Raw genomic sequence first — 6,042 nt, 5'->3', positions numbered from 1 at the left:
CGACATGTACGCGGCAGCTGAGAAGGGAATGAGCGGTGCCGCTTCCCAGCGCGCACCACTCCCGGTCGCGGGACTCCCTACAGAGCCAGGCGTGCTGACTTAAGCGGCCAGTTTCGCAGCGCAGCCGCCAACGCGGTCGCGGCGACAAGAGGCAGCCTTTGCGCGACTTCGGGCTGACGCCAGGATGCAGCTTGGCGCCTTCGGCTGTTCGCCGCACCCTGCCGAACATGTTGAGGCCGAACGGTTTTCGGTGGGTGATGCGTGGTGGTTTAAACCTCGACGAGCAGTGGTTCCGGCGCCGCAGATTCTGCATGAGCGGTTGCCTGGGTACGGGGAACTGCTCGTCGAGTAGCGGCTGCGCCCGCCATGGCGCTGGCGCCAGTGCTGACGGACGGGGTGGTTCCTGGCGGCGCGGTCGTTGACGACACGTCTTCGGTAGAAGCCCGGGTTCGGGGGGTAACGGGAACTGGTGCACCAATCGGTTTGGCTGCCGCAGGCGCTGGGGAGCGCGGAACCGCTGCGCCGTTCAGTGAAGCCTGCGTTGAGTTTGCACCCGCAGGGAGGAACTGGACCGATGCCGGGGACACCGGTCCGGTAACTACCCGCGACAAAGTGCCCCCGCTAACGACTGCGGGCGCGGAGTTGCGTTTCGGGGCGAAGCGGGGATCGGAGGCTGCCGCTGCGACGGGACCTCGGGGTGAGGCGGATTGAAAATCCGGGGTGGTGATGGGCACCTCCGACGCAGGCGCGACCGTCGTAGATCCAGCAACACCCAGCGCTGCAACGTCCGTACTACCCGCAGTGGCCCCGCCGGCACCCAGCCGGTCGTAGCCACTGGCCAACGCGTCAACAGCTTGAGCATTTTGGAACGAGAACGCCAACACCGCGGCCACCATCGCCGACGCAGCCGCCACCCCAAGACCGGCCACGGTACGTGCGAACCATTTCGCCACCACCGGTCCGGCCTCCGGCGACACCGACAGCGCCATTTCCACAGCGAGGGCAATTCCCAGCAGCGTCGCATCTACGCCCAACACCAGCCGGCCATGATCCACCCATACCCCCCTGATTAGCGGCAATCTGAGCCAGCGACCGATCCGTCTGCGCCGCCGCATCAGCGTCGTTGCGCTGCGAACTGTTCTGCCCGTCGTAGCCATCAGCAGCAACACTTTCCCACTGCTGAGCAGCAAACCCGGCCGCCGTCACCTCACCCACTCGCACAAATCCCGCTGCACCCGCCTCAAGACACTGCCCATCGAACGGAGCCCCACAACCCAACGTCCACTCCAACGACTGCACCACCGACAACGCCCACAAAATCACGCTCAAGTTCCTATCGGACCGCTCCTGAGCTACCTGAGCTTGTTCCGTGCGCTTAACCTCATCTTGTCGCTGATTAACCTCACCCTTCGCCGACTCCACATCATTTGTCGCGGCCTTTAGATCATGTTCCGCTGTAGTATAAGCGTCTCTGATTATTGGTGGGACGTCATCAAAATTCCAATCCGCCCTAGGCCGGATATTCATCGTCCACCGGCCGCCTGCTTGCATCTTCTGCATATCACGCACTGAAGCAATTGCGGATTGAAATTTAGCATCGCTAAAACCTTGCCTGAAAGACGCGTCCACGAGCTTGTTATTGGCGTCTTGGAGTTTGGACGCAGCTTGTCGCGCAGCATCAAGTGCCGACTGGTTTCTAGTGACGCTCGCCATGCCAACGGCAGATCCGCCGATGGTCCCCGCCGCGTTACTGATCAGGCCCAGAGCTGAAGATGCGGCGCGTTCGGCGGTCGCTGGCTGCTGCCCGTTGATATCCAGGTACAGGCCAGCGGTGTTGCCACCAAGGCCCAACAATCCGTTGATAATGGCGGCCGCCTCAGCGAAAACAGACATCGCTCAATCCCCTGACTAAATTTGTAAATGATGCGCCAAGGCGGCAACCCGCAAATTTCGCGGTTTGCGCCTGCGGTCCTGGGGACCAATTGCCGGCCGCCAGATACCTACGGACAGGGTCGGAAACACCGTCGATAGGGTCAACAGGATGGTTCCAATAAGCCGTTAGCTGCAGCCGTGTCAATGAGTGATCGCCCGGCCACAAGCACATCTGGTTTGGTAGCGAAGCCCTGCGGATGGCTGGTACGTGCCTGCACGGGCGGCGGTGCAGTGTCGTTGCTGCCTGGGGTGCGCTTCGAGACCGAACCAGGGTGTCCGGATGTTTCGGCCGATGCTTTGGAGAGGCCGGTCAGCCGCCCCGGCGTGAGTCGATTGACCGGCGCACTGAACGAGACCGGCTGCGGGGCAAGCGGTGATGTCCGCACCAGGCGGGGAGTGGGATCGGCGGCGGCGGGTGAGCTACTGAGTGTTTCGTGGCGGTCAGCGGCGGCTGCCGCCCAAGCCGCGCCTTCGGGCGCACCGGCGTGCGCGTCTGTACTGGCGATCGGTACCGCCGCTGCCCGTCCAACCGTTGTCTGCGTGGATCCACCCACCCGTGCCACGACCAGATCACCTGCACGGGCTGCCCCCTCGCCTAGCTGACCGTAGTGGTTGGCCAAAGCGTTGGCCGCTTCGCCGTTTTGGATCGAAAACGCCAACACGGTGGTCACGATCCCCGCCGCGGCCGCCACTCCCAGGCCGGCCACCGTCAATGCAAACCACCTGCCCCACACCGGGCCCGCCTCGGGCGACATGTAAAGGGCCACCTCGACAGCCAGGGCCACGCCCATCAGCGTCGCGTCAGCGCCGAGCACCGTCCGGGCACGATCGACCCATACGCCTTGATTATGGGTAATTTCGGCCAGCGATCGATCCGCTTGCACCATCGCTTCCGACAGTTTCCGCTGTGAGGTGTTCTGCCCGCAGTACCCATCCGCGGCCACACCCTGCCAACGCTGACCGGCCAAATCCGCCGCCAATTGCTTATCAACCCCTACAAAGCCCGTAGCGCCCGCCTCCAAACTATGCCCATCAAAGGGCCTTCCAAACCCCACCATCAACTCCAACAACTCGACCACGGACAAGGCCGCCAGGATCACATTTGTCGTCGAATCCTCGCACCACCCTTGCTCACGGCGCATAGTTTCGTGATTTGCTATCTCATCAAGTTTTGCTTGCGCATTTTCGAATTCCTTTTGGGTAGTTTTATAGCGTTTTATGATCGCAGCGGGCTCCGGAGTTTTGGATTTCCCCTGCAGCTGCCAACGCGTCATTGCAACTTCGCTCTGGCGTCTAAGTTTCTCGTCGGCGATCAGTCCGGCCCCGGCAATCGTTCTACTCGGGTGTTCGCGCATCGCCTCGGCAAGGATGCCGCTCTTAATGCTGGTGGTATTCCCCATTACGCCCATGACCACAGCGGCGGTGTTGTCACCGGTGGGTGCAGTGCCGCCGTTCACGTCTAAGTAAGGTCCGGCACAGTTGCCACTAAGTCCCAGCAAACCACCAATTATGGCGGCAGCCTCTGCAAAGATCGACAACTTTGACCCTCCATCCCCTACTGTGTAGAGCTTATCAATGCCCGTTAACGGGTTCATACAGCAATTTGGTCAAGCCGTTCTAAGCGAGACTCGGCGAGGCGCCGACCGAGACTCCACGCTGTGGTTCGCGGTGACCGCGCGAACTAATAGTTCCGTCCTACAGGCTGAGCGCACCCACGGTGACAGTCTCTGCGGGGTAGTGACGGTGGCTCCTAGTCCTCTGCGTCCAGTGTTGCCGGTGTCGCTGCGGGCGCGGCGCTGCTCGTCTGGGTGGGTGCACGGCGGGTTACCGGAGCGGCGCCGACCCCGATCGGGTCATCGGAATCTGCCAGAGCGACCGGTGATGCACTATCGCCACCGTCCCGGTCGAGGTTCGCCGGTCCAGCAGCGACAGCCCCCGACGGGGATGTTTTCCCTCGCACCGCACGAGTCGAGTCAGCGCACCCCGGCGCTGGCACCGACGCGTTGGACAGGGTGATCAGCTGAGCCAGCGTAGGTTCGGCAGATGGCGCACCTACCACGCCCGACGTCAGCGACACCGGGCCGCTCGCTACCGACACGGCACCCTCAGCAGCAACAAGACCGGCAGGGCCAGCGGTGGCAGGATCGCGTCGATCAGCGGTCACAGCAGCAGAACCGTCCACCGCCGCAGCGCTACCCGGCTGCACAGTAGTGATCGCGACCACGGCCACACCCCCAACCGTCGTCGCACCACCAACACCAACCCCCGCCGCAACCGGACCACCCGCCGGGGCCACACCCACACCCAGCCCCGCGTAGTCCCCAGCTAACGCGTCAGCCGCCTCAGCGTTCTGCTTCGAAAACGCCAACACAGTGCTAACGATGCCCACCGCGGCCGCCACACCAAGTCCAGCCACGGTGTAAGCGAACCACTTCGCCCACGCCGGCCCCGCCTCCGGAGACAACGCCAGCGCCACCTCCGCGGCCAACGCCACACCCAGCAGCGTCGCATCAGCACCCAACACCAACCGGGCATGATCCACCCACAAACCCTGATTGTGGGCGATCGCCTCCAACGACCCATCCGCCTGCACCATCGCCTGCGCACGCTGCCGCTGCGCGGCGTTCTGCCCGCCATAACCATCCGCGGCCCCACCCCGCCACCGCTGACCAGCCGACCCCGCCGCCAACACCGAATCAACCCCCACAAACCCCTGCGCACCCGCCGCTAAACACTGCCCATCAAACGGCGCACCAAAACCCACCAACAACTCCAAAAACTCCACCACCGACAACGCAGACAAAATCACACTCAAACCCGAATTAGACGTCAGGCTGTCATATTTCTGTGAAGCGGCCTCTGCTTTAAGGCGATCGCTCGTGGCTTGCGCCTCGCTTCTCCGTGTCGCTAACTTTGCTTCTTGATTGAGCCCACAGGCATTGTAGTAATCCTTCTCGAGGTTTCTGTTACCAAGATCATTGTAATATGCAGTATACGCCGCTCGCTCGGCATAGCCCGTTGTATGCCTACGATTCGATAAATTGCCTAAGCGATCCAAACCTGTGGAGTTTTCCCGCAGATGGTCATAGGAGTACAAAGCTGCAGAATATATATCTTGACTGCTCCTCAGCTGCCGCAGGGCCGTTGTGCCCAGTATTCCAATAGTGGAGGGTCCGGCGACGCTAGCGGCATTTCCAGTCAGGCCGATAGCAGTGGCGGCAGCGTTTTCACGCTGTGATGGGACTCCGCCGTCAATGTCCCGGTACAGTCCGGCAGTATTTCCACCGAGGCCTAGCAGGCCGTTAATAATGGCAGCAGCTTCAGCGAAAATCGACACCGTTCAACCTCCGAATGTCTTAGTAGTTCGAGCGTGTCAACGCCCAGCCCATTGTTTACGCACTACTTTCGCGGGGCAGATCGGGATGGAACACGCGGCGCGCGGACCTGGACCGCAAGACGGGAGGCCCTGGTGCGTGTCGTCTGCGCGACGCGGTCGTACGGCGGCGGAAAGCCTCGAACGCGCTGGACAGTCTCTGCGGGGTAGTGACGGTGGCTCCTAGTCCTCTGCGTCCAGTGTTGCCGGTGTCGCTGCGGGCGCGGCGCTGCTCGTCTGGGTGGGTGCACGGCGGGTTACCGGAGCGGCGCCGACCCCGATCGGGTCATCGGAATCTGCCAGAGCGACCGGTGATGCACTATCGCCACCGTCCCGGTCGAGGTTCGCCGGTCCAGCAGCGACAGCCCCCGACGGGGATGTTTTCCCTCGCACCGCACGAGTCGAGTCAGCGCACCCCGGCGCTGGCACCGACGCGTTGGACAGGGTGAGCAACTGAGCCAGCGTAGGCTCGGCAGATGGCGCACCTACCACGCCCGACGTCAGCGACACCGGGCCGCTCGCTACCGACAAGGCACCCTCAGCAGCAACAAGACCGGCAGGGCCAGCGGTGGCAGCATCGCGTCGATCAGCGGTCACAGCCGCAGAACCGTCCACCGCCGCAGCGCTACCCGGCTGCACAGTAGTGATCGGGACCGCCACCACACCCCCAACCGTCGTCGCACCACCAACACCAACCCCCGCCGCAACCGGACCACCCGCCGGGGCCACACCCACAC

Annotated in this window: 3 protein-coding genes and 1 pseudogene; all 4 read right to left on the bottom strand. The window is 63.0% G+C overall.

Annotation, left to right across the window (positions count from 1 at the left end):
• Nucleotides 1-846: 846 nt before the first annotated feature.
• Nucleotides 847-1,893, bottom strand: a complete 1,047-nt coding sequence (locus tag ACZY1I_RS24820; RefSeq protein ID WP_463758561.1) for an EspA/EspE family type VII secretion system effector — start codon at nucleotides 1,891-1,893, stop codon at nucleotides 847-849.
• Nucleotides 1,894-2,033: 140 nt separating this feature from the next.
• Nucleotides 2,034-3,527 (bottom strand): EspA/EspE family type VII secretion system effector, encoded by a 1,494-nt coding sequence (locus ACZY1I_RS24815; RefSeq protein ID WP_463758558.1) that lies wholly within the window; start codon nucleotides 3,525-3,527, stop codon nucleotides 2,034-2,036.
• Between the two features lie 155 nt (nucleotides 3,528-3,682).
• The gene (locus ACZY1I_RS24810) at nucleotides 3,683-4,741 is read right to left on the bottom strand and encodes an EspA/EspE family type VII secretion system effector (protein ID WP_463758586.1); all 1,059 of its coding nucleotides are present in this window, start codon (nucleotides 4,739-4,741) and stop codon (nucleotides 3,683-3,685) included.
• Nucleotides 4,742-5,488: 747 nt separating this feature from the next.
• A pseudogene (locus ACZY1I_RS24805) lies at nucleotides 5,489-6,042 on the bottom strand (hypothetical protein); the annotation flags it as partial.

The sequence above is a fragment of the Mycobacterium sp. IDUB_37 genome (assembly GCF_055419245.1).
Note: the sequence above shows the minus strand (reverse complement) of the source record. Positions and strands in the feature narration are given on the sequence as shown.

Excerpts from the sequence above, each read along its gene's own strand:
- ACZY1I_RS24820 (WP_463758561.1), bottom strand. The coding sequence starts at position 1,893 with ATGTCTGTTTTCGCTGAGGCGGCCGCCATTATCAACGGATTGTTGGGC.
- ACZY1I_RS24815 (WP_463758558.1), bottom strand. The coding sequence starts at position 3,527 with ATGAACCCGTTAACGGGCATTGATAAGCTCTACACAGTAGGGGATGGA.